Source organism: Blastopirellula sediminis, assembly GCF_020966755.1.
In the GTDB taxonomy this organism is placed as follows: domain Bacteria; phylum Planctomycetota; class Planctomycetia; order Pirellulales; family Pirellulaceae; genus Blastopirellula; species Blastopirellula sediminis.
In genome coordinates this window covers 1,432,095-1,456,397 of record NZ_JAJKFT010000004.1, presented here as the reverse complement: position 1 = coordinate 1,456,397, position 24,303 = coordinate 1,432,095, and the positions used below count along the sequence as shown (strand labels likewise).

Annotated in this window: 20 protein-coding genes and 1 pseudogene; 2 read left to right on the top strand and 19 right to left on the bottom strand. The window is 56.4% G+C overall.

Features of this window, described 5'->3' with window-relative positions; all coding sequences use genetic code 11:
• Positions 1-53: 53 nt before the first annotated feature.
• From LOC68_RS09580 to LOC68_RS09505, 17 genes are all read right to left on the bottom strand, one after another.
• Entirely contained in the window at positions 54-1,628 is a 1,575-nt protein-coding gene (locus tag LOC68_RS09580; RefSeq protein WP_230218074.1) for a recombinase family protein, read from the bottom strand.
• A gap of 122 nt (positions 1,629-1,750) precedes the next feature.
• Positions 1,751-2,197 carry a winged helix-turn-helix domain-containing protein gene (locus LOC68_RS09575; RefSeq protein WP_230218073.1) on the bottom strand — a complete coding sequence of 149 codons (447 nt, stop codon included), beginning with the start codon at positions 2,195-2,197 and terminating at the stop codon, positions 1,751-1,753.
• 341 nt (positions 2,198-2,538) lie between these two features.
• On the bottom strand, positions 2,539-3,006 hold the full coding sequence (locus LOC68_RS09570; RefSeq protein WP_230218072.1) for a hypothetical protein: 468 nt from the start codon (positions 3,004-3,006) through the stop codon (positions 2,539-2,541).
• 97 nt (positions 3,007-3,103) lie between these two features.
• Positions 3,104-3,517 (bottom strand): hypothetical protein, encoded by a 414-nt coding sequence (locus tag LOC68_RS09565; RefSeq protein ID WP_230218071.1) that lies wholly within the window; start codon positions 3,515-3,517, stop codon positions 3,104-3,106.
• An 896-nt stretch (positions 3,518-4,413) separates the two neighbouring features.
• Positions 4,414-5,175, bottom strand: coding sequence for an FHA domain-containing protein (locus LOC68_RS09560; RefSeq protein ID WP_230218069.1), 762 nt, complete (start codon positions 5,173-5,175; stop codon positions 4,414-4,416).
• A 28-nt stretch (positions 5,176-5,203) separates the two neighbouring features.
• Positions 5,204-6,115, bottom strand: a complete 912-nt coding sequence (locus LOC68_RS09555) for a type II secretion system F family protein (RefSeq protein ID WP_230218068.1) — start codon at positions 6,113-6,115, stop codon at positions 5,204-5,206.
• 36 nt (positions 6,116-6,151) lie between these two features.
• On the bottom strand, positions 6,152-6,991 hold the full coding sequence (locus tag LOC68_RS09550) for a type II secretion system F family protein (protein ID WP_230218066.1): 840 nt from the start codon (positions 6,989-6,991) through the stop codon (positions 6,152-6,154).
• 17 nt (positions 6,992-7,008) lie between these two features.
• The gene (locus tag LOC68_RS09545) at positions 7,009-8,886 is read right to left on the bottom strand and encodes an ATPase, T2SS/T4P/T4SS family (RefSeq protein WP_230218064.1); all 1,878 of its coding nucleotides are present in this window, start codon (positions 8,884-8,886) and stop codon (positions 7,009-7,011) included.
• Positions 8,887-8,895: 9 nt separating this feature from the next.
• Positions 8,896-9,639 carry a hypothetical protein gene (locus LOC68_RS09540; RefSeq protein ID WP_230218062.1) on the bottom strand — a complete coding sequence of 248 codons (744 nt, stop codon included), beginning with the start codon at positions 9,637-9,639 and terminating at the stop codon, positions 8,896-8,898.
• A 51-nt stretch (positions 9,640-9,690) separates the two neighbouring features.
• The gene (locus LOC68_RS09535) at positions 9,691-10,515 is read right to left on the bottom strand and encodes a hypothetical protein (protein ID WP_230218061.1); all 825 of its coding nucleotides are present in this window, start codon (positions 10,513-10,515) and stop codon (positions 9,691-9,693) included.
• 30 nt (positions 10,516-10,545) lie between these two features.
• On the bottom strand, positions 10,546-11,136 hold the full coding sequence (locus LOC68_RS09530) for a TadE/TadG family type IV pilus assembly protein (protein WP_230218060.1): 591 nt from the start codon (positions 11,134-11,136) through the stop codon (positions 10,546-10,548).
• A 7-nt stretch (positions 11,137-11,143) separates the two neighbouring features.
• Positions 11,144-13,696 carry a pilus assembly protein TadG-related protein gene (locus LOC68_RS09525; RefSeq protein WP_230218059.1) on the bottom strand — a complete coding sequence of 851 codons (2,553 nt, stop codon included), beginning with the start codon at positions 13,694-13,696 and terminating at the stop codon, positions 11,144-11,146.
• Positions 13,680-14,414, bottom strand: a complete 735-nt coding sequence (locus tag LOC68_RS09520) for a hypothetical protein (protein ID WP_230218058.1) — start codon at positions 14,412-14,414, stop codon at positions 13,680-13,682. The genes LOC68_RS09525 and LOC68_RS09520 overlap by 17 nt, the downstream gene beginning before the upstream one ends.
• 21 nt (positions 14,415-14,435) lie before the next feature.
• Entirely contained in the window at positions 14,436-14,567 is a 132-nt protein-coding gene (locus LOC68_RS28215) for a hypothetical protein (protein WP_255671096.1), read from the bottom strand.
• A gap of 35 nt (positions 14,568-14,602) precedes the next feature.
• Positions 14,603-15,340, bottom strand: coding sequence for a prepilin peptidase (locus tag LOC68_RS09515; protein ID WP_230218057.1), 738 nt, complete (start codon positions 15,338-15,340; stop codon positions 14,603-14,605).
• A gap of 4 nt (positions 15,341-15,344) precedes the next feature.
• Positions 15,345-15,521 carry a hypothetical protein gene (locus LOC68_RS09510; RefSeq protein ID WP_230218056.1) on the bottom strand — a complete coding sequence of 59 codons (177 nt, stop codon included), beginning with the start codon at positions 15,519-15,521 and terminating at the stop codon, positions 15,345-15,347.
• A 188-nt stretch (positions 15,522-15,709) separates the two neighbouring features.
• Positions 15,710-16,828, bottom strand: a complete 1,119-nt coding sequence (locus LOC68_RS09505; protein ID WP_230218055.1) for a CpaF family protein — start codon at positions 16,826-16,828, stop codon at positions 15,710-15,712.
• 205 nt (positions 16,829-17,033) lie between these two features.
• Here LOC68_RS09505 and LOC68_RS09500 point away from each other — a divergent pair, with 205 nt between their 5' ends.
• The gene (locus tag LOC68_RS09500; RefSeq protein WP_230269184.1) at positions 17,034-19,241 is read left to right on the top strand and encodes a bifunctional serine/threonine-protein kinase/formylglycine-generating enzyme family protein; all 2,208 of its coding nucleotides are present in this window, start codon (positions 17,034-17,036) and stop codon (positions 19,239-19,241) included.
• Between the two features lie 17 nt (positions 19,242-19,258).
• Here the strand turns inward: LOC68_RS09500 and LOC68_RS09495 are convergent, their stop codons facing one another.
• On the bottom strand, positions 19,259-22,963 hold the full coding sequence (locus tag LOC68_RS09495; protein ID WP_230218051.1) for a serine/threonine-protein kinase: 3,705 nt from the start codon (positions 22,961-22,963) through the stop codon (positions 19,259-19,261).
• On the bottom strand, positions 22,960-23,565 hold the full coding sequence (locus tag LOC68_RS09490) for a sigma-70 family RNA polymerase sigma factor (RefSeq protein WP_230218049.1): 606 nt from the start codon (positions 23,563-23,565) through the stop codon (positions 22,960-22,962). The genes LOC68_RS09495 and LOC68_RS09490 overlap by 4 nt, the downstream gene beginning before the upstream one ends.
• A 119-nt stretch (positions 23,566-23,684) precedes the next feature.
• Here LOC68_RS09490 and LOC68_RS28760 point away from each other — a divergent pair.
• Positions 23,685-24,197, top strand: a pseudogene (locus tag LOC68_RS28760) (WD40 repeat domain-containing protein); the annotation flags it as partial.
• Between the last annotated feature and the right edge of the window lie 106 nt (positions 24,198-24,303).

The window sequence follows — 24,303 nt, the reverse complement described above, 5'->3', positions numbered from 1 at the left end:
CGAGCCGAGCGTTGTCCAAAAGCGACTTCAGATATGGGAATCGCGACGTTCTTTCATGCGGCCACCTCAATTCGGCTGCGTGCGGCAAGTTGGGCAAAATAGTCCAAATTGTCGAACTGGTAGGTATCCAGAAACGCGCCGTTGGTCTCGCAAAGCAAGACTTTCGGCTCAGCCAGATCCATTAGCGGGAAGAGGTAGTAGTCCGTAGCCACCTCGTTTTCAGGGTCCATGCGGACCAAGATCGTGATGTCAGGAGCAATGCGTTCGTCAAACTTAATCCACCAGCGGAGCGCCCCGGCCGGCGTCTGGCGGCATCGCGACAACACCATCGAGGCGCTGTACTCGCCGTTGATCAGCAACAAATCCGATGTCGCGTCCCGCGTGACGGACGCCCCCACGGCATCCAATCGCTGGACGACGTCGGCAACAAGGTCGGGGTACAGCTCCCGGAGATGGCGATTGATTTCGAGATAGCGATAGTCTCGCTCCGGCGTATAGCCAGCCAGGCGGTACGCCCGGATCAGGCTCCCAAATCGCGAACGGAAGGTCGAGGAAGTCGGAATGTCGTCCGCCGAGTCGATGATCGCCGCAGAAAGGGTCGGATGGCGACTAGCCAAGAGCTTTAGTCGCTCAATCAGCTCGTCGTCGGAAAATCGCCGATTTCGCTCTTGGGCGATCCCCTGGGCAGTGAAAAAGAGATCAGGGGGAACGATCGGCTCAAAGGCACCATCCGCCCGGACCCACATCTCAGGCGAGTTGACGACGTGCTTTCGCTTCAACTTGAACGACGTACGATTGTAGACGTTATTGCCGATGTACTTCTCGTTTGTCAGCACCTGGGCGACCGTTCCACGATTCCACTGACGTCCGTAATCGGTAGTAATCCCGCGGCTATTCAGCAGGCCCGCAATTTCACCCTCTCGTTTCCCCTTCCGGACGAAGAGATCGTAAATCTCCCGGACCACCACCACCTCGTCAGGAGGCCCGGGGACGAGGATGACGCGATCGGTCTGCAAGCTTTTGTATTCGCCACGGTTCAGGATGGATTTCGACTGCCCGCCCTGATCGATCAGCATTCGCCTCAGGCCGAACCCCGGCGCTCCCCCTTGTCGGAACCCAAGTTCGATCAGCCGACACTGCCCCTTGAAGACCTTTGATGACAGCTCACGACTATATTCGCCGGCCATCGCTCGCTTAACGCTCTTGATAATCGTCGAGGTAGGTCCGCCATCGTTCTCGAACTGCTCGGCGCAGTAGTGGACCTCAATGCCGGCCCGCTTGCACAGGTATTCGTAGTAGGCGCTTTCGTCGGCATCTTGGAACCGTCCCCAACGGCTCACGTCATAGACGAGTATCACGTCGAAGTCGGCGCGAAGCTCCTGGACGTCGGCAATCAGCCGGCGTAACGAGTCGCGACCGGCGACGCTGAGCCCGCTCTTGCCTTCATCCGCGTAGGTTCGCACGATCTCGAACCCACGTCGCTCGGCATATTCACGGATAATGTCTTCCTGATTGAGGGTCGAGTACTGCTGGTGCTCCGTTGACATGCGGACGTACTGGGCAGCACGTTTCTTCTCGCTGGGCTTTTGATCCGAGTTTGATGCGTGTTCGATCGAAGCTGGGACCATCGTCTTCACCTCCTGGTGCGGAAAAAAGAGAGTCGAGAACTACGTCTGACCTCTATCATGCGCCAGGGGCGTTTGATCCCCGTTTCATGCCCGTTTGATCTGCGTTTGATTTGGGGATTTTTTCAAACAAAAATCAAACCGTAGTACCCCGTGACCGTTCCATCGACCGCTTTGGCTAGGTCCATCATCCCAGCCGCGGCCAGCTGATCGCGGAGACGCTTTACCGCGCCTCGGACCGTCGACTCGCTTCGTTCACCGTGCCAAACCGATTCGAGCAGCTCTTCATGCGTCACGTATTGGTTGGCGCTCGACGCCAGTCGATGAAACAGCCAGAAGAGGCGTGTGTTCCCCAGTGAGCACTCCTTGCCGTCCCAAGTAACGGAGAACCTGGCTGCGTTTGCGTTGGGTAATGGCGTTGAAGGTCTGGGCGCAATTCCTGAGGGTTCCAGATCTAACGTCGCCAGAAGCGTCGCAATGATCGCCTCGATCTGAGTTACGGCCGACGACTGGGCCAGTGACAGTTGCTGGAGAGACTCTTGAATAGCTTTCTTTTTAGATGCGGTAAGCATTGGACTCGGCCCCAGACAGGTTTGGGATTGGAGTAAATGCATTCCGTGCGACCGGGTTGAGGTTTCCTGTACCTAGAGGATAGGCGATCGCCCGAGCTTCGGTGGTGATCTTCCTACACATTCACCAGAAAAGAGAATCGGCGAATAAGCCCTTTGCCGCGGTCGAATGCCGATCAATCAGGTATCACATCAACAAGCCAAGAGCGTCGCCTTAGAGCTAAAAACCACTTTTGATCTTTTAGCGAAGTCACAAGCCAACTAGTGAGATCGAAAGCGTGCCCTAAGAGGTCATTGAAAGAACGATGAAACCCAGTGCCAGGCTGCGACAAGAAGAATCGCAACTACAACAAACCACCAGATACTGGGCAGGCCTGAAACCGGTTGAGGAATGGATCTCGCTTGACCGATCGCTGCCGGTCGTGGAACAGGGGGCGATGTGGCCATAACATGATGAAGACGCCATTCGCGAAGGCGTCAGCCTTCCCTGGATGATCCATGCCCGCTCGTCCGATGGCCAGATCCCCAAGGTTCGTCGAAATATCGGTACGGTCCAGAAGGACTGGGCGATCATTAAGTCCAACCAGCTCCCACAGGACTTTTGTATAGCGGTTCGAGGTCACAAAGGCTGGAGTACTGATCCTGAAAACGTCGCCAACTACACTCTCGTTGTCACGTTCGAGATCGTCGGGCAAGAGATTCCCATCTATGACCCGTTCCGAATCGCTGTCGAGGATTTGAAGGTCGAACTTGGTATCAGCGAATTGGAAGCGGAAGTTGACGTTTGAGAGACGATGCGACGACAACTCCACTGAAATTTCGATCCATTTCGATTGCCCCCAAGAGCCGAATTGCTCGTCGGCGAATCCAAGGAAATCTCATATCTTCCTGCCAGGGGACTTCAGAATTTTAATGCCCCCTAACCCAGAGTTCGCGCAAGTCGTCTTCTAGGCTAGAGCCATCACCGACCAGGAGAAACAGAAATGAATAAGTCGCGGCAACATCATCAAGTTGCGGCATGTGAATCACTTTTTCACCATAATTGCAACCGACTTCCGCAAGAATCTGGCAATCAGCTGAAATGCAATCCCTGAAGGTTCCGCGCAGCCAATCGTTGTCACGACCTTGGTTCGAGTAGACGACGCAAAAATCGCCGCCTGAAATTGAACCCATTCGGAATTTAAAAAGAACCTTCGAAGTGCACTGAATTGCGTATTCTGCCAAGGTGCGAGCAGCAGCAACATCCCCACCTGACAACTCGCTCAGCCTTCTTTCGATAACGTGAATCCGGAGTCGCTGCTCCTTGTCAAATTCATACAGCATCTTCGTTTTACCTTTACGCGTTGGGCGGTGCTATTTTTCCAACTGCTTCATTTTAGAAAATGGCAAATAATTTGCCAGAATTTGCTTCACCAATTTCCTGGCCTAACGGATCAGTAAATGGACTTCCTGACCACAGTTCTCAACGCTAGAACGAAGCTTCGTGGCCTCGAAAAGCCCTCTCGCCGACACACCCAATAGAGCTCCCTGACATCGTCCGCGGCCGAACTAGTCGATCACAAGCGGCCGCCTCGATAAGCCGGAGCACGCGAGAGTATGACTACGCACTTATACGCACTTTCGATTCCGGATACGCGATTTTCCCGAGAAAAAACGCCATTATTTGCGATGACTTGCGTCACCAATCCGGTTTTCGTAAACTACGACCAGTTCACGGTTTCAGGTGAATTTGGCAGGGCTTTCAGGGCAGCCTCATAACCTCGAGGTCGTCGGTTCAAATCCGGCCCCCGCCACTTTTTTTAAGAAAGCCCTTTGGCCAACAGGTCAAAGGGCTTTTTCATTGTGACGTAAAGAGTTACGCCATCGAGTTTGCCGCTCAGACAGGTGATTTCGAGGATTCTACGTTTCGCAACCTAATCCGCCGAACCCCACATCTCTTTCAGGCTTTGCGAAAGTTCAAACGCTTTCATCGCAATGTCGATCCAATCACCACTGCAACGCTCCATCTGAAGTCGTAGCTCTGCTTCTTCGTCTCGTAGCTCTTGGGCTTTCACTTCCCAGGCGTTGGAGTCGATCTCTTCGAGAAGACGGAGATTGAGTAGCTGCGTCTGAAGTCAAACAACTTCGGAATCTCGATGTCCGACCTTAGGAACAAGACCCCCGAGCGCTGGTTGCGCTGCCCTGGCTCCACACGAGTGGAATGCCAGCGGTATTGTTGGTCATTCAACCTGTTCAAGTTGAGCCAGGGTAAAGTCGAGCATGGGGATCGAATCGGGCTCGTTTTGCTGCCGAAGCGTCGCTTGGCGTACGAGTAGCCGATCTCGCAGCTCGTAGAACCAGCGTTTCGCATCCTCGGGACGATCGCGCAGTTTCATCGCCATCGCGTACTGCAACATCCGCGTTTCGTTAGGCAAGCCTGCTTGGCTCTGGTCGACGATCTCCTTCAGCGTCGGTAAGTCAGCGCGCGGCGTTTTGTCCTTCAATTGGTCTTGCATCAGTAGCGCGACCGACCCGATTACGCAAAGAATGATGACGCCGACTTGGATCAATTGTCCGGTGTTGAGGGAGGGCTTCGCTTCCGTTTCCTGATCGTCGGCCTTCTCGGCTGGATACGAATCGTCATCTTCCTCCTCGAGAACCGAGGGAAGCGTATCGACCTGCTCTCGACAAGGCGCCGGATCCCCTTCCACTTCCAACATCAGCGTCGCATCGGATGCAAGCAGCCAGACTTGTCCCGGCTGCCAAACGCACGAGCCCATCGGCTTTAACTCCGTTTGGCCGACAGTCTGCGCATGGAGACTCTTGTTGTAGACGAAGTATTGACCGCTGCGGTATTCGAGCGTTCCCGCATGGGGCGCCAATTCTAGCGACGGCACGACGACCCCGCACGAGCTGTCGCTGCCGACCCGGAGAACCGGCGATTCAATCCACTGTCGGTGACCGGCGGTAATACCGGAGGTAATCACAACAAATGCAGGCATGGCTCACGCGGCCTCGTCTAGGTCGAACTTAAATTCCAAAAATCGAATTCACCAGCGGATAAATGAGCGGCGTAACGATCACCAGCAGGCAAGCGATCATGATCAGCATGCCTGGAAAGACGATCTTCACTTGCGCTTCGCCGGCCGCTTTTTCTCCCCACTGCGATCGCTTGAGACGCATCTGCTCCGATTGGTTTCGAAGCGTGACGGCCAAGGGAGTTCCTAACTCTTCTCCCTTATTGATCGCGAATACCAGCTCAGAGACGTCTTCGTCGCTTAGCCGCTGCTGGAAGTCGGCCAGCGCGTCGTGACGCGTTCGCCCGGCGGCGATTTGTTGAACGACGACGTTGAGCTCTTGTCCCAGCGGATGGTCGACATTCTCTCGAACGGCCGTTTCCAGACTATCTTGAAAACCGGCCCCTGCTTCCATCATCAAGCAAACGAGCTCAATCGCATGCGGCAGTCGCAAACGAATCCGCATCATCCGCCTGGTGGCGCGATCGGAAATGGTGCTGCGAGAAAGTTCGGAGTAACTGACTGCGATAAAGGCGCCTGCGACCAGCCCGATGAGCCAAAACCCCGCGAGCGCTCCCACAATCGCAAAGCCGAGGCCGATCAGGATGCCTTCAATAATCTTGGTCGCCAGAAACTCGTCAGGCGTTCCCAGATTGCGTTCGCTCGCGATGCGGACTTGCCGCTCGAGTTGTTCGCGTCGTTCCGGCGCCATCAGCGAACCGCTTGCGGCCCACTCGTCGATTAGCGGCTCAAACCAGCGATAGATGCTGTTGTTCTGGCGGACCGCTTGGCGTCGCGTAAGTTCAAACTTGTTTTGCCCAGGTCGAGCGAGCCGCGGCCGGGTCAGGACGTCAAGCAGCGTCCAGGCCAAACCGAAGCCGGCCAGTCCAAGTAACAACGAACTAATTATCTGAAATTGCGACATGAGATTCTCGTTACGTTGGCTCCTCCGCGAAGGGGATTACAACTCCAGCTTCAGGATCGAGTTGCTCCACCGCACGCTGACGTAAACCAGGATCATCACGACCAACATGATGATCTGGCCGACCAGCGATTGAAAAACCAACATGGTGTCCTGCGGTTTCGTGATGAAGACGAAGCCTAAGAACAAAAACGGAAAGGCCGTCAGCAACATCACAACGTTGCGGCCGCTGGCCGTTTCGGCGGCCAGTTTTCGCTCAAGTCGTTGCGATTCCTGCAGACTTTGACTGATTCGCTCCAAAGACTCCGTCAGCTTTCCGCCCCGTTCGATAGTGACGAGCAGGGACATGGCGAACAACGTAAAGCTGTCGAGGTTGAGACGCTCTTTCGCAGATTGAATCGCTTCGGCCAGAGGTCGACCGCAGTTGTATTCGTTGGTAATTCGGCGGAACTCAAATGCGAGCGGCTCCGGAATCTCTCGCGCCGCCTCTTCTAACGCCTGGGCGAGGGAGAGTCCGGCTCGACATCCGTTGGCGATCGCGACGGTTGCGCCGACCATTTGATCGCGCAGTTTCGTCTTTCGTCGCTCAATCAACATCTCCAGGATCAAGCGGGGACTTACGAAGACCAGATAGGCGGCGCCCAAGGCCAGCGGAGGCATACGCATCAAGATGCCGAGGATCACGATGACGGCGATCAGGGAAATACCCCACCAGCGCAGAATGGTCGGAATGTGCGAGCGATCGATCGACAGGGAGTCGAGCGACTTCTCCAAGTCGGCGATATAGCGACTCGTGATTCCATCCCAGACGCTCTTCAGCGACGTAGCGCACAGAAACGCCGCTACGAAGACCAGGACTGTCGATATCACGGGGATCATTGGTTCTTTCGCGCGTTTTAGTGAAGGTAGAGTCCGTCAAGCGTTAGTCGACCAGTCTCGATCAGCTCGTTCATGAACGAGGGAACGTGCCCGGTCGCTTGAATTCCATCTTCGGTCGCGTCGTCCCACAGGAACAAATCGCGGATCATCAGCTGCTTGGTCGTCGGATTTAATCCGACCAACTCCGAAACCTGGCAGACGACGCGGCGGCCATTTCGCATGCGGCGAAGCTGAATGACGATATCAATCGCGGACGCGATTTGCTGATGAATCGCTTCCAGAGGCAAGTCGGCCGCCATTTGCACCAGGACTTCCAAGCGGCGAATCGCGTCGCCGGTGTTGTTGGCGTGAATCGTCGTCATCGAGCCGTCATGCCCGGTGTTCATCGCTTGCAACATGTCGAGCGCCTCGGGCCCACGACATTCGCCGACGACGATGCGGTCAGGACGCATGCGGAGCGAGTTCTTTACGAGATCTCGAATCGTGTACGCCCCCTTCCCTTCGATGTTCGATTCCTTCGTCTCCATGCGAACGACGTGCTCTTTATTCAGCTGCAATTCGGCCGTGTCTTCCACGGTGACGATCCGTTCGCGATCAGGAATAAAATCGCTCATGCAGTTGAGCAGGGTGGTCTTTCCCGTTCCGGTTCCCCCTGAGATCAAAATGTTGCAGCGATGCAGGACGATGGCTCGAAAAAATTCGGCGACGCTGCGCGACAGCGCCTTCTTAGCGACCAGATCGTCAATCAGCAGTTTGCGATAGGGAAACTTGCGAATGGTGATGCAAGGACCGCTGACGGCGAGCGGCGGAATCACGGCGTTGACGCGGCTCCCGTCCGACAGTCGGGCGTCGACCAGCGGCGACGATTTGTCGATGCGACGTCCGACGCGAGAAACGATCCGCTGAATAATCGCCTCAATCACCGCGTCCGAGGTGAATCGCCGACCGGAGTTTTCGAGCACGCCGTTGCGTTCGATATAGATGTGCTCTCGATCGACCACCATGATTTCCGAAATCGTCGGAAGTCGCAGCAGGTCTTCGAGCGGACCGTAGCCAAAGACGATGTCCTTGATCGATTTCTTGACGAAACGGAGCGCCATATACTGGATAAAGTCTTTATGGATCCCGCCGCCGATCGCTTCCCATTTATCCCAGAAGCTTCGTTCCACAACGTCGATCTTCGCGCTCAGATCGGTCAGCTCGTGAAGCTTCAGCGACTTCCGGAGATACTCTGCAGTCCGATCTAGTTCTTGCTCACGCTCGGGAACGACCGAAACGAGACGACTCCAGTGACGCTTTCCATAAAGCCCCGTATCCCCGTGTTCTGGCAAGATCTCGCATAGATCGGACAGTAGTCGATCGCGCATGCCGTAGGCGGCGACATGTTCGATTAGCTTGCCGGTAAAGAGCTTTTGTTCTTTCGCGATCAGTTCCAGGTCCTGTTCCAGCGTCCAGAGGCTCTCGACCGATTCCGCTTTGCCTCCCTTCGCTTCCAACTCCATATCGCGGCGATTGAGGAGTTCGAGGTGGACGTCGCTAATCAACTTGGAAGCGGTCTGATCGAGCGCGGCACGCTGTTCGGCCTTGGTAACCGCTTCCTCGCACGGCAAGTCCAGCGTTAGCGAGAACGGAAAGATGGCGATCTGATTGTTGGTGGCGACTTTGCAGCTTTCGCCGTTGTAGAGCTGACGATCGCCTACTTTCAGGCCATTGAGACCGAGCGCGACCAGTTCCCAGGAAGATCCGCGACGGTAGAGAACCGCCGCTTCCTCAGCGATATAGGGACTGTCGAGGACGATCTCGTTATAGGGCGCCCGGCCGATGCGGATGCGATTTCCTTCGACATCCTTCACCTGGCGATTGGGGTCGACGACGTTGTTGTACCAAACCTTCATCGGAGTAGCCTATTCGTTGCTGTCGCTCTCAATTTCCAGCGCCGTGGATGACGCGTCATCCAGCACCACGAAACCGATCCATTGACCAATTTGGAGCACCCGGGGGACATTGTCGATTCCATCGAGCGAAATGAAGGCCGCTCTTTCGTTGGTCGCGAGTCCCAAGTTGACGTCGGTGTTGGCCGTATAGGCAGGGGCGTCTTTCGGAGGGGGACAAACGAGGACGCGATCGATCTGAGCTTCCTTGTCTTCCAATTCGTCATCGGTCCGTCCGTGTCGCGTAATATCCATGAGACGCAAGGTCGGCTTTTCGGGAGGCCATTTCACCGCGATCGTGACCGTGTCTTCGTTTCCTCCAGCGGAGGATTCTCCCTGCTTGATTGACTCCGAAAAACGGCTGCCGACGCTAATCACGCGGTAGGGCCCGAGTTCCCGATACTTCGTAACGATCTTCGGCGGAGTCAGGTCGCGATAGAAGAAGACGTCCCCCTGTTGGTAGTCGCGGGGAGCAGTTTGCCCTGTCAGGATCTCGCGACTTTCATACGGGATAAACGACTTGTCGAGCTTCGACTTGTCGCCGGCGATCTCGACCTTGTCGAGTTGATCGTCCGTGATGGGATCACCCTGCTTGATGTCCGCTTTGGCGATAACGTACTGACGGGGAGAGGTTTTGGAATTGAGATAGAACCAGTTAAGTCCGGCGGCGACGATGCCAATAACGACGGCGATGAGGAACTTCAGAGTGTGACTCATGGGCGGCTCGACGGGGCGAAAAACTAGGTTGGAATACTCAATTAGAATGAACTAACTTGGCAACTTCACCAAAACAAGGCTGTCGCCAGAGCCAGAGGTTCGAAAGACGAAAATGCGCTCTCGGCGACGCTCTAACAAACAGCCTTCGATTTCTCCAAGATTGGCGTCCAGTTCATGAATGGACGGGTCTTCTGCGATCCATTGGCGTTTCAGATCCTCGAGGGGCTGCGCGACGCTTACGCATTCCAGCACCAAGTCTCCCTCATCGGACCAGCGGGCCATCATCCGGGAGGCGGTGCTCGGCAGCGGCAGCAAGTGAGCTTTCGAGTCGGCGTCGACCTCCGGACCGCGCAGCGACAACTCCAGGATCATCGGTCCGCTTTCGGACGGGACCTCTAACAGCACCGCCAACACCTGGCGACGCGTCGCGAGTTGCCGAACCAAAAAGTGCATCGTAATCGGTCCGGCGACAGGATAATTCTGGACATCCGGCGTCACAGGGTGACCGATAACTTTGGCCGTATCGAGAATGGGAAGAATTGCGTCATCCAATTCGGTCGGACCATCGGAGCCGGTCGCCGCACCGGCCAACCCTTTCAAATGATCTTCAAAGTCAGTCGCTCTTACTTCCGTCTGGCGAAACCGCCACGGGGTCTCTTGGAACGTCCAGTAGCCGTCCGCCGGCAGCGAATGGAGGACTTCAATCGGCAACGGCGGAGCGACGGGAGTAGCCGCCGCCAACTCCGGCGTTGGTTGCAGCCATCGGTAATAGGTGCGGGCGGTGCTCGCGATCATCGCCACCATGAGCGCAATCACGACGAGCCGTCCGCCATACTTGGCGAAGCTCCAAAGTCGTGATTTCCAGGTCTCGTTCATGGTGCGCGTACTTTGCAGAATTGAACTCAGCTATTTGAGCCGCTTGAAGATGTCTTCCAGGGGTTTCAGCAAGTCGGAAATCTCTTTTCCCAACACCTTTTGCCCCCCGATATAGTCGAGCGCCAAGTCAATCGCCGTATTCGCATCGGCATTTAGGCCGCTGCTGAACAAACCGTCGGGCATTTTGGATTGGACGTTTGCCGTTTTTGCGCTGGCGCCAACCTTTGCGTAGAGCGCCCAGTTGGGTGGACGGTTCATATCGACGGCGTTGTGATCCCAGGAACCTCCGGTAATGGTGTGATGCGATTTCGGCTGAGCGATGGAATCAAAAACGGCGCTTACGTTGACGGTTGAAGTCGCATCCTTCGTCCAACGATTGGAAGTTGCGAAGTTGAAGGGGGACTCTCCTTGCGCGGCGCCGCTCGCTCCTGAACCGGAACCGTGTCGCATCCGCCAGGCGTCGTTCCGGGCCGATATGGTGACCGACGCTTGACCGGCGCAAAAATACCCGAGCCAGATGATCGCGATCATCAAAAAGGTCAACAGCGGAAAGACCATGACGAATTCCAGCGTCGCAACGCCTTCGCGAGATCGAGCCGATCCAGGTTTTCGCTTGCCCATCGTCATATCAGTGCGTCACCAGGTTACGCAGGTTCTTCTTCGACTTGTCCAAGAGCTTCCGGACGTCGCCGTCGACCGACTTTTCCTTGCGAGCGTCCCCGATTCGGGTCTCCGTCACAGGGACCAGTTTCGCTTGCCAATTTAATTGGACCCGCGCTTCATTGCTATTTATCGCGTTGCCGGAGAAAAACTCCCACGGCCAGACTGCGCCGGTCCGGGCGTTTCCACTCCCCTGCTCCGGCGCACGAACCGGCGACTCCCAATTAAGAGTATCCCAGCCGACATTCGGTTGCGTCGAACCGGGCGACGTCGGCGGTTCGACTTGTTCATTGGCGTTGTAGACCATCCCTTGTGCGTAGGCGAAAGTACCGCCGGGATGGGAGTTGGCGAAAACGTTTGCGCTGAAAACGCTCTCTTCGGCGGGGCGATAAGCGAAACCGACGACCGTGAAGTACCGTTCGGCGAGTCGTTCGTCCTTAATCCAGGGCTCACGCCCCTTATGCGATTGGTTTCCGGAATAGGTCGACTTCATCACCACCATGGCGAGCGGCTCGCGCCCCGACTTGTCGCGCCAGTTCAACGCGGGTGCAGAGGCCTTTTCCCATCCCTTTCCAGTCCGGTACTGAAGCGGCTTGACCATCGAAAAGTGATCGCAATAGCGCTGAAACGACTCGGCGGCTCGTGATTTGGGAAGTTGCTCCTCGAACATAGAAAGGATGCCGGAGCGAAACGCATCTACGTAGGGGTAACTTGCGCGAACCCACTGACTGTATTTCAGCATCGTCGAATCGACGTCAATTTTGCCTAGATTCTTGATCGTCGGATTTCCGCCGGAGGTGGTGTAAAACTCCATAATCTCTTCTTTGGCGGTTTGGCCGCTGTATTGCAGCTCTTTCTGGCGGATATCTAGCATGTTTTGCGTTTGCTTCAACGAAACCTTCAGACGCCGCTCCTCCTCAGGCTTAAGCTCCAGCTTGTCGTCGTTTACCATCTTTTGGAGCGAGCTCTTTTGCGACGTCAGGATGGAGATCTGCTCCTCAATCGCTTTCCGCCCTTTCATTCTCGCACTCGCATCAATGTGTCTTTGATCGGGCATTTTCGGAGCGTTCTCGTCCAATTCTTCGTGCGGATCGCCAGACGATGGATTTTCTTTGTCGCCGGCGTACTTTTCCAAGCGAAGTTCTTTGATCAGCTCCAGTCGTTTCTCCGCGTTTTCTTTAATCTCCTCGTCGAGGTCGTCCAGTTCCTGCTCGAGATCCTGAATCTCTTTGTCCCGGTCGGGGTCTTTTTTGGGGGGCGATTCGGCCTCGTCCTTTTCCTTCGCCTCTTGCTTCTTCTTCAGGTCCTCTTCCGCCTTTTCCTTTTTCTCTTGGGCCTTACGCTCTTTCTCATTGAGGGCTTCAATTTCGCGAATTTTTTGCGAGCGCTTTCGCAGCGCATCTCGATCATTCGAGTTCGCCTCCGCTCGCATTTCCTCCACTTTGTCCAACAACCCTTGATCAATCGGCGGAGGCTCTTGTTCTTTCCAGCCTGCCTTTCCTTGCAGCTTCAGCGGCGGTTCCAATTCGACCGGCAGCGTCAGCGTCCGCTTGGTCGGATAAAACGAAAGTTCGGCGTTCAGAGATCCGCCGAGGCCTTGCAATTCCTGGTCGACGCGCATCGCAACCAGGCTTGCTCCGCCCGACGCTTTACTGCGACCAATCGCCTCGGCGAACTTCGCCAACGTCGGGAGCGCTTGCGATTCGATCGGGTCTTTGAGCTTGGCCATGCTGAGCGCCGCCAACTCGATCGCCTTGATGACGTACCACTCCTTCAAGATCTGAATCAGTTGCAGTTCGGCGTAGAAATGAACGCCGGAAGCGATCGCCGCAGTGACGATACCGACCGGAAAGGGGCCAATGAACGGCGGCACGAAGTAGCCGGCGTTGGCGATCGACTTCATCGTGAGATTCGAGAACGTCTCGCGCTTCAGGTTGATCTTGGCGTCGTAAATAGTAGCGCCGGCATGGAACTTCTCATCCTCGCTCGCGATCTCTTTGACGATGAAGTTCTTAAGGAAATAATCGTCCGCTTGGTTGATCGGTTTTAACATCGCCTGCCAATAGGGCGAGTATCGCGTCACTTGAGCGAGGTCGGGGTTGACCAGGCCTCGAATTCTCGTGTTCATCGTTTTGGCGTCATTGTCTGTCCACCCATCATTGCCGTAGGCGTCCAACTCGGGACCGCCGAGCGCCTCATGAACGACGCAGACCGCCGTCAATTCGCCCAGCAGATGATTGGTCGCCGTGATCGCGTTCAGGCCGCGGGCCATCCAAAGAGCGCTGCTGAACGCGGCGGCGTCGGCCGCGTTTTGCATCTCAATCTTTTCCTTGACCGCGTTGCCGGAGTTCCCCACGAAACTGGTCATGACCAAGAGGGCGAGAATTACAAAGATCGTCGCGAGCGTCAGCTTTCCGTCCTCACCAGCAAGTAGTTGGCGAGCAGACGCGCTGCGCGCCGCTGCAGGCGGATCGTAGATTTCCGCGAAGAGAACGCGAATGTCGTTAATCAGGCGATGCATATCGAATTCCTGTTCGCTGTTGGGCGTTTTTAGGACCTTCGTTTTGCAACTTCGCCTTGCTGATGATCGACAAGCAATATCGACCGTCGGCGTTCTTCTTGCCGAGAATCATCCCGGCGCCTGGCGTTGTAAACGGGAACTCGTATTGAATCGTCACCTCCAGATCCGAATGCCACTCGGCCGGCGGACCATCGCTGCTGATCGAGACGTATTTCTCGGCGTAGCGATACTTGGCGGCCAGGTAGCTTCGTTTTCCTGGGGTCTTGGCGTACTCTTGGTAGGCGTCCAGGTAGCGTCGCGCCTGAGCCGATTCCGTCCCCGACTTTCCTTTCCCCTGCGTTCCGCTGGCGAAGGGCACCATCGATTCGACCGCCGCTTGGCGCATTTTGGACTGCGTTTCGCCCCAGGATGCGGCCGACGACCAAACGACGCCGGCGCGGCACGCCTGGTAGGCGGCATAGATGGTGCCGGTCTTGACCGTCAGGATTAGCGTCGTCTCGGCGATGACGCAGATCAAGAGCGTGTAGAAGGGGACGATTAAAACCAACGAAAGGGTGTAGGCTCCTCCGGTCTCGTTATTGTTCAGCCGCCGCAGTCGTCGCCAAGGTTGGCGCCGGATCGCTTGTCGCGTTATCCAGACGAAGATGGCGACGCTGATGAACCAGGTGATCCAAATCGCTTCGACCGATCGTACGAGTTCGTAGGGAGAAGCGAACATTGCTAGAACAGACCGCCAAGGTTATGGATAGGGCCAACCGACCAGGGTGGAAGTGATGTCGAACAGGTATTGGTAAATCTGCAATCCCATGTAAAAGAGGGCCGCCGCCAAAGGAACCAAAAGGCCCGTCGTTAGGGCGACTTCCAAAGACATGGCGCCGCGTCGTTTTTCGCTCCTCCTCACTCGCATCACGAGATAACTCCGGAAAGAGCGACAATGCTGCCCAAGGCGAAGAACGGTCCCAGGGGAACCGGCTTCTCCAACAACAAGGTTTGATCCTGATCCGGAGGGGCGACGAATCCGGGAATGAGGATCGCGGCCGCCTTACGAGCGAAGCCGACGCCAATTTTCACCGGGCCATGCTTCCACATCGACCAGACGACGCAGACGGCGGCAGCCGCCAGGTAGCACGTGATCAAAGCGAACAGGCCGGCTCTCATTCCGAGGCAAGCCCCAATACAAGCCGCAATCTTGACGTCGCCGGCGCCCCCGCCGGAAAGCAAGTAAGCGACCAGCAAAATCGTGAAACAGGTCGCGGCGCCGCTTAGCGATTGGCCAATCCCAATCGCTCCGAGCGCTGCAGGACCAACGGGGATCGCCTCTGTAAATGCGAACGCCGCCGTCCCTTCTTGCGGCCAACCAATGCTGGCGACAAGATTCAATCCCAAAGCCCAAAGGAATAACGGATAGGTGAGCCAGTTATAGATCCGGCGTTGCCGAATATCGGTGAATGCTGCGATCGCAACCGCGATCAGCAGCATCAATCCGCCGCCTGTCTTCCAGCCCCCTTGCAGTGGAACCAGCGTCAGCGTCGCTGCGACCGCCAAGGCGACCGCCGGCAAAAGCCAACCGATCCGCCAAAGCGTCGCCAGGCGATTGGATCGCTCTGGCAGATCATTAGCGGCGTTCGCAGTTTCGCTAGACATGCGACTATCCCATCAACTCTTGGACTCTCTCCTGCATCCATTGGATCACTTTGTCGCCAAGCGTCATGAAGGCGATCAAGATAATCGCGGCCAATGCGACGATCATGACGACCTGCAGGGCCTCGATGCCATCTTCGTCGTTGTGGAACTTGTCTACCGCGCTTTTCATCTGGGTCAACATTGTCGTACTCCGCGTTAATGAAGCTTTTGGTGAACGCCTTGGGGCGTGTTTTTAAGTAATCCATCGTGCGTTCTCCGCACATCAGCTACATGGCAAGCCGATCCGTTAGCCAGACACCTTTTCGTTGGAATTCATCAAAATAATCAAGGGCATCACCGCAACACACCCCCCTGCACGACTATTTTTTCCTAGGGGTCCGGACTTAGGAAGACGCTTCGAGTCAGATCGAGCCGATCGGCCATTCCCTGCTCGATGACTTCCCGCCGAAACTGAGGCTGAATCCCGGTAAATGCCAGCTCCCCAGTAACCTTTCCCGCTTCGTCCGTACCGCTCGCGTGAAAGACGTACAGATCTTGGAAGACGTATTCTCCTCGCTCATCCATCCCCAGGCACTCGCTGATCGCCTTCAGGCGTCGGCTGCCATCGGGAAAACGTCCGATCTGCACGATCAGGTGGATCGCAGACGCGACCATCGTGCGGGCGACATGAACCGGAAGCGACACGTCGCTCATCAGACTCAGCGTTTCCAGGCGGACCGCGGCGTCTCGAGCGGTAGTCGCATGGACCGTCGTGAGCGCCCCGGCGTGACCGGAAATCATCGATTGGATCAGGTCGAGTGCTTCCCCCCGCCGGACTTCGCCCACGACGATGCGGTCAGGCCGCATCCGGAGCGAATCGACGAACAAGTCGCGGATCGTCACTTGCCCGGTTCCATCGGGCCGAGCCGGCTGAGCTTCCAGGTAAACCGTATGCGGCTGACGCAATTGCAGCTCCGAACTATCCTCGATCACGACGATTCGTTCGTATTCCGGGATTTCAGCCGACAAGGCGTTCAAGAGCGACGTCTTTCCGGAGCCTGTCCCCCCGGCGATGACAATGTTTTTATGCAGCGCGACTGCGAGGGTAAGAAACTCTCGCGCCTCCGACGTCATCGAACCGCCCTCTACCAAACGACTTAAATCGAACGACGATCGCTGGAATTTGCGAATCGAAAGACAGATGCCGTTGCGGGAGCTTGGGGGGACGATGATGTGTACGCGTGAGCCGTCGGGCAAACGCGCGTCGGCGCTGTGATTGGCGCCGTCAATCGTGCGGTTCGCAAATTCGGCGATGTTGCGGGCAGCGGCTTGCAGCGCCGCCTCGCTCTCGAACTTGCAATCGGAAAGATGAAGCCGACCAGCCTTCTCGTAATAAACGACGTCGCAGCCATTGATCAGCACTTCACTGACCGATGGATCATCCAGCAACGGGATAATCGGCGCCAGGAAATGTCGAGTAGTCCGCGCGTAAATCTCTTTTGAATTCACAGGGTTCGCTCTTCCGAAGAACCGTCGCCGCAAATGGAATATGCGGCCGACATCGCATAAGGATTTCCCTATTGAATGTCTAGTTTACGTGGAAGTCGGACATTATAAAGACAATCGCTTGCCGATTCTGGCGGGGATTTCCTAGTGCCCTACGTCGGAGTTCGACTAAAGCACGCTAAAAACGACGACGTGGAGAACACCTTCGATGAGCTCGCCAAACTCGATTGAGACTTTCGAGGAAATTGGTCGTGGGGAAAATACCATTGTGTATCGGGCCCATGATCTGACACTCAACCGACAGGTCGCCGTCAAGCAACTTTCTCCGCAGGCGCAGCGCGACGAACGGATGCTGGAACAGTTCCTGAAAGAGGCCCAATTCCTTGCCCAGCACCAAGATGAGAACATCCTGACGGTCTACAGCGTCGACCGCAGTCGCGGCTGGATTGTGATGGAAATGATGGAAGGAACCCTTGCCGACAAGGTTGCGCAAGGTCCGTTGTCGTTCGACCTGGTTCGTAGCGTCCTGCAACAAGTACTTAGGGCGCTCAACTTTTTGCACCGAAAAGGAAAGCTCCACGGCAAAGTCCGACCTTCCAATTTGCTGATCAACAGCGAAGGCCGGGTCAAGTTGAGCGATTTTGAAGAGGTTGGCGTCGACGCCGAGATTCGTGTCCCGACCGGCAGCATGAAATACCTGGCGCCGGAACTCCTTAAGTCGGAGTTCGGCCCGTTCGGTCCGGCGCTCGATCTTTATTGTCTTGGGTTTACGGCGCTGGAATTGTTGAAAGGCCCTAGTTTCGACTCGCTCTTCCCTGGAACCGGAGTTGGCGCCATCGACGCCAATACCGCGTGGATGCGCTGGCACACGTCCGACGACGAGTTGCCGCCGATCCGTCAGATCGCCCCGGGCATCCCCGACGATCTGGCGACGGTCATCGAAAAAATGACGAAGAAACATGTCGCCGAACGACCGGCGACGGCTCAGAAGGCGCTTGACCTGCTGCGCGACGTGCCGATCAAGAGTTTCGAAGTCGCCGCCGAACCGGTCAGCAAGCCGGCGGAATCGGCTTCGAAGCCGACGTCAACGAACGCGGCCACGGCAACTGCCGCCGCTGCCGCTTCCACCGCGCCAACGCGTTCAGGCACGACGTCTTCCGCGAAGTCGTCTCCGGCGAAGCCCTCTGCCAAGTCGTCCCAATCGCTCAACGATTTCCTGGGCAAGCCGTACGTACTCTACCCGCTCTGCGCCCTGATCCTGATTGGAGCGGTCATTGTTGGGTTAAAGCTACGTGCTGCGAGACATCCGGAGGAAATTACGGAAGTTCAAAACGAGGAAATAGCGAAATTTCCTAGCGAAGAACTAGTCGAAGTTCATATCAAGGTGACGCCCGACGACGCCATCATTTCGATCGACGGACAGGAGATTGAGTCCGCCGGTCAAACCAAGCTTGGAAAGTACTACAACATTCCGGTCGGTGAGCACAAAGCGTTGATCAGCAAAGAGGGGTATAAAAGCTTAGAGCCAGTGCTCAAGGTGCAATCGGTCAACGAACTGCCGCTGGGGCCTTTCCAATTGGTTCAGCGACAAGATCAGGGGAACGAAATGCCCGACCCCAGGCCGGCGTTGCCGACCCAAGTGCGAGGCGTCAAAGACGCCGAGATCGATCCTGAGTTGAATCTGCCGACGCGGATTGAGGTTGTCGCGCTGGCCGAGAAGGCGCCGCTGGTCCTGGTATTGATCAAGCCTGCCAACTTCAAATACGGAGTGGAAGGGGATTTGCAGCCTGGCGAATTGGCGGCCGAAGACCGTCTGCCGGAGCGACCTTATTATTTGGCGACGACCGAAACGACGAACGAACAGTTTGAGCAGTTCGCGGAGGCGACGAAGCAGTTCCAGGAAGGAGCTTGGCTGACTACCTGGGGAGAAGCGGGATCGGCCGCGAATCAGCCGATTCGGGACGTCTCTTGGGAGGCGTCGCAAGCCTTCTGCAACTGGGCCGGCGGAGACCTGCCAACCGAAGTCGAATGGGAGTTCGCCGCTCGTGGGGCTGAAGGCGCGGGCTTTCCTTACCCGTGGGGATCTCCGATGCTCGACATGGAGCACGCGAATCTCTTCTTCGGTTCGGATATCGCTGGCCCCGTGGCGGTTGATTCGCTCCCGAGCGGAGCGACCCCGACCGGACTTTCGCACCTGTTAGGAAACGTCGCCGAGTGGTGCAGCGACATTTACGCCCCCGGACATGGCGAACAGGCCCAAGCCGCCTCCTTCGCAGATCAACATGCAATTCGCGGCTGCAGTTTCGCCAAGTCGAGCGACGACGCTCGCGTTACCTGGCGAGCCACGGAAAAAGCGTCAGGCGCTGACGACATCGGATTCCGACTTATGATTCCTGTCGCGAACGCCAAGAAGTAACTCGACGCGAAGAGCGACTATTCCTTTTTCAAGCCGAAGGTCGACTTCCAGACATCGGCGGCTAACAGAACCGAAAACTCGTCGTCCGATTCCAGCGTTTTGGATAGCTGATCGTCGTGTTGAATCATCGGGGTCAGCGTTTTGATCGCCTGCTGAAGATGGGATTCCGTCCGAGCGGACGTTTCCTTGTTTCGTCCGGCTGCCGCCAAACAGTGGAAGCGGGCCATTTCCAGCATCGACTGGGAATCGGTTGAAGCGACAAGCTCCCCAGCGATTCGATCGGCTTCGGTCCACTGTTTCAAGCGAGCCAAACCGCAGGCAAGCTGAACTTTCGCAAATTGCGAACTCGCGTCGTCTGCGTACTTCACCGCTTGTTTCAGATCGGCCAGGGCGTTGTCCAGCTTGCCCATTTCGGTCTGAATTCGTCCACGGGCCTGGTAGACGCGAAACAGTCGGTGTCGCGCGTTTTCGTCTTGCGGGTTCGCCTGGCAAAAGCGGTCAGCGATGACCAACGCCGTCGAGTAATGTTGCAATGCGGCTGAGCGGTCTCCGTCTTTTTGCAGCGCCCCTTCGGCCAATTTCGTATACATCTGCCAATGAATCGCGGCGTAACGGGACGATGCGTCGCTTTCTACCAATTGCGTGACTAAGACCGAACCTTTATTCAGCGCCGCCGATCGTAGCGACTCCGTCGGCAACGTCGTCAAATAGCAATATTCATCTAAAAGGTCGTCAGCGAAGTTCTCTCCTCCCTCCATCTGATGCAAAGATTCCAACAACTGAATCGACTGCGCGGCGTGTTCCGTCGCCTTCGTCCATTCTTCTCGATCGAAATAGAGCCGGCTGAGATTTTGGTGCGTGATTGCGTCGGCTTGTTGCAGGTAGACCGAGTCGCCGGTCTCCCGCAGATTTGCATAGAGCGCACTCGCCTTTTGAAATTCGGCAGTCGCAGCGCTGATATCGTCCGTCATGAGATCAAGTCCGCCAAGGCGAACGTATAACGCCGCGACGTCTTGCTTCGCCTCAAAGCAGTCGGGCGAGTCCAAGGCGAACTGCAGCGCCGTCAGTGCGCTTTGCAGCAGTCGTTTCGCTTCGACAAAGTCCGATTCATCAAGGCGAATGTTGGCCAAAATGCCGTAGCACTGAGCGCGATCGCGTTGAAAATCGACGACGTCCGGGTGATCGTGCGAAAGCTGTTCTAGTTCCTCAGAAGCGAAGCCAAGCGTAGCGATCGCCTCGGCCGCTTGATCCAGCGATAGCAAGATGTTCGCCAGCAGCAGTTGAGCGCGGCTCAAGTGATGTCGAAAATCGATCGACTCCGGTCGCTTCTGAACTAGCGAAGCTAATAAGTCGATAGCGAGTTGTTGCTGCTGACGAGCTTCCTCCAGCTTGTCGTTCTCCATGTAGACGCTGGCCAGATTGTGCTGCGTAAGCGCCAAGTTGCGACCGTAGTAGTCGACGTCAGGATGGGTCGTGGTCATCTGACGCAATGTCTGGATGACCGCTAGATACTCGTTCTCCGCTTCCTCGGAACGGCCAAGTCGCTGAAACAAATCAGCCAGATTGTTCTGGCAGGCGACGATCAGCTCTTGCACATCAGGATCACGATCGAGCGCCCTCAACAACTCTTGAGCGATCTGCTGCGCAGTGCGATTGGCCGAGACGCTCTCCTCCAGTCGTTCCTGACGCGCTAATACCCGCGCTAAATCGGACTGCAACTTCGCTTGCGCCAGATACTCGTCATGAGTGCGGTTGGACTGCATCGTTTCGCTTTGAAAGAGTGCGATAGCGCTCTCGTATTCTCTCTCTGCATCGACAAACGCTTCGCGCGTTTCCAGGATTCGTCCCGAATCGCTGAGACTCTTCGCCACGTCGATAATCGCCTGGCGATCGGTGGGATTTTTGGCGAGCGACGCTTCACGTTGCGTACGGGCAAGCAGGTAACTCGCCTCGGCGTCTTCGAGCTTTCCGACGTTCAGCAGTACGTCCCCCAGCGTGGCGTACGCTTCGGAAGAGATGCGCGGGTCGACGCTGGACGAATCGACGATCGAATCGAGAACGCGAAGCGATTGCCGGAGAGCGACTTCCGCCTTGGAGAACTCTTGAAGATTGAGATTAATCTTTCCGAGCTGCAAAAAAGCGGCGGCCTGCGATTCTAGAAGCTCGGGGTCTTCCGAGCGTATGAGCGCCAGTTGTTCGTAGCAACGAGCCGCACGCTCCAACTGGACTCGGCGCGCTTCTTCCAGGCCATGAGCGCGAAGCCGAGGGTCCTGCGAGATCCACTCAACCGTTTCCTCGGCGAGCTGAGACGTCAGTTGAAAGTACCGCAACGACTCCGCTTGGCGCTGCTCAGCGAGAATCTGATTCCGGCTGGCGACGATATACCGGTTCGACGCGATCAAGCAAGCGATCGTCAGCAACGTCATAATGCAGACGAAAACGATTGCGGTTCCTTGGTTGAGGAGGCACCAACGCCACAATCGCTCCATCGAGCTGATCGGCCGAGCGACGATCGGTCGGTTATCGAGGAACCTTTGCAAGTCGTCCGCCAGGGCCGCAACCGACGTATATCGCATGCGGGGCTCTTTGTGCAAGCACTTCATGCAGATCGTTTCGATATCCCGCGCCAAACTTTGGTTGAGTTCGCGCGGCAGCACCGGATGATCATTGACCACCTGGTAGAGCGTCGCCGAGGGACTTGCGGCGAGAAAAGGAGGACGCCCCGTCAGCATGTGATAGAGAGTCGCTCCGAGGCCATAGACGTCGGCGGCGGTCGTCACGTTGGCGCTGTCCGCAACTTGCTCCGGCGCCATATAGGGAGGAGATCCCATCAGCGCCCCGTCGTTGGTTCGCGTCAAAGCGCCGTCCAGCAGCTTGGCGAGGCCGAAGTCGGCCACGAGCGCCCGGTCGGATGCGTCGTCGAAGAGGATGTTTCTCGGATTCAAGTCGCGGTGCAAAATATTCCGTTGATGCGCCGCGTAAACGCCATGGGCGACTTGCAGCAAGTAGCGCGCGGCCGTTTCCGAATCGAGCGGACCTTTCCGCAACTTCCTCGAGAGCGCTTCGCCGGCGGCGAACTGCATCGTAAAGTAGGGGGACGAGCCGAACTTCCCAACTTCGTAGATGGCGATCACGTTTGGGTGTTCGACGCGGGTAGCGGCGATCACTTCGTTTTGAAACCGGTCGATCAGCGACTCGCGATCGCTTTCCGTCAACGACTCGATATAGTCGGGCCGAACGATCTTCAGGGCGACGTTTCGATGAGCGCTCAGTTGCCGCGCGAGAAAGACGACCCCCATACCTCCTCGTCCCAGTTCGCGAATGATCTCGCAGTTGCCGACGATCATTCCCTCCGAAAGCGAGGTGACCGGGATACCTTCGTCGCCGGGAGAGAAAAAGATGTGACGGGTCGAAACGAGGTCGCTCCCTTGCGACGGCGGTAACGTCGCTTCCAGCTCTTGAGCCAAGCCTTCGATGACGCTTTGTTCGGCGGGAAAACGCTCGCGGTAATACTGGATCGAGCAATTCAGATTGAATTTCAGCCGCAACTCATGATCGAGCAAGAACAATTCGGCGAGCGCTGCGCGGCGATCCTCTCCCGAAAGATCGGCGACGAAATCGACCGGGTTGGCCGGCGATTTGACGCTCCACGCCTGTTCAAATTGATCGCAGATCGCGTCAATCTTGCCTAACGCCTGAAGCTTGCCCTTGCTTCCGCTCATGTCTGGCTCTCGTCCGCCCACCGCTCCCGGATCAGGGTTAATTTTCGAGTAATTCGCCGTGTCGAGCAATTCAATTTTTCAGCGATTTCCTCGTTCGTACTTCCCTCCATTTTCATGAGGGCGATCTCACGCTCGACGTCGGTCAGCTTCGAAAGCAAGCGGCAAAATTCTTCTTCGGCGATCGCTTCGGTCTCCGGCGTCAACTGTTCGGCGTCGAACTGGGCCAGGCCGTTTCGTTCGGCGCCGGCGGCCGGGTTCTCAAAGATCGACTCGCCGCGCACGGCGCCGCCGCCCCGTTTCGCAGCCTTGTTGTAGCGGATCCGCGCGTAAGCTTTGCGCACGACGACCGTTGCGAAAAGTCCCCAGAGGTCCTGATGGTCGGCGATCTTCTCAAGCTTTCCTTCGTTCGCCATGCGGACCATGCTGGTGAAGGCGCTGATCGCGACATCTTCCTCATCAGCGACGCGCGATTGCTTGGCGCCGAGCTTCCGCTTGGCGAGCGCGAATAGACGGTCCCGATACGCGTCCCACATCTGCTCAATGGCGTCCGGATCTCCTTGGATGAACGCCTGAATTTCTTCTTCGCTCGACTCTCCGTGCATATTTGCTGCGCCTTGATTGGATGCGAAACAAGCCGGCCCGGCTTTTGTTGCTATACCCCCTGAAAGGACCTAGAATAACACGTCTAGCATAAAATTTCATCCATATTTCGAGACGTCCCATGCGCCAGCAGTCTCTTTTCCCGACCCGTATTTTATCGGGGGGAGTGGTCGCAACACTGGTCCTGACGGCACTGTCAGTCCCCAGTTGGGGACAAGAAGGACCACCGCGATTCTTACTGACGGGCAATGGTCCGGTGGGAGTGGTTCAGTCGCTGGCGTTTACGCCTGACTCCGGACAATTGCTATCGGGGGGATCGGACAAATTCGTCAGCATTTGGGGCCTGACACGCGAGGGAGCGAACAAACAGTTGCGTCCGACGTTGTCTGGCAGGCTGTTTTGGGAGATATCTCGCAGCTCGCGTGGTTTTATCTACGCACTCGCCATTTCCCCCGGAGGAGAATATGTAGCAATTGGTGGATACGGAGCGAGAGATACCGGCGGCGATATTCAGATCTACGATCTGCGCACGCATCAATGGGCCTACCGACTACCTGGGCATAAAAATACGGTCTGTTCGCTTGCATTTTCCCCGGACGGTCGTCATCTCATCTCCGTCAGCAATGATGGGGTATCGAAAATTTGGGAAACCACCAATTGGACCGCGAAGCAAGATCTGCCGCCCCTCGGTGGACGCTTGATGGGCAATCGGCCCGCTGTTTTTCTTTCTAACAATACCG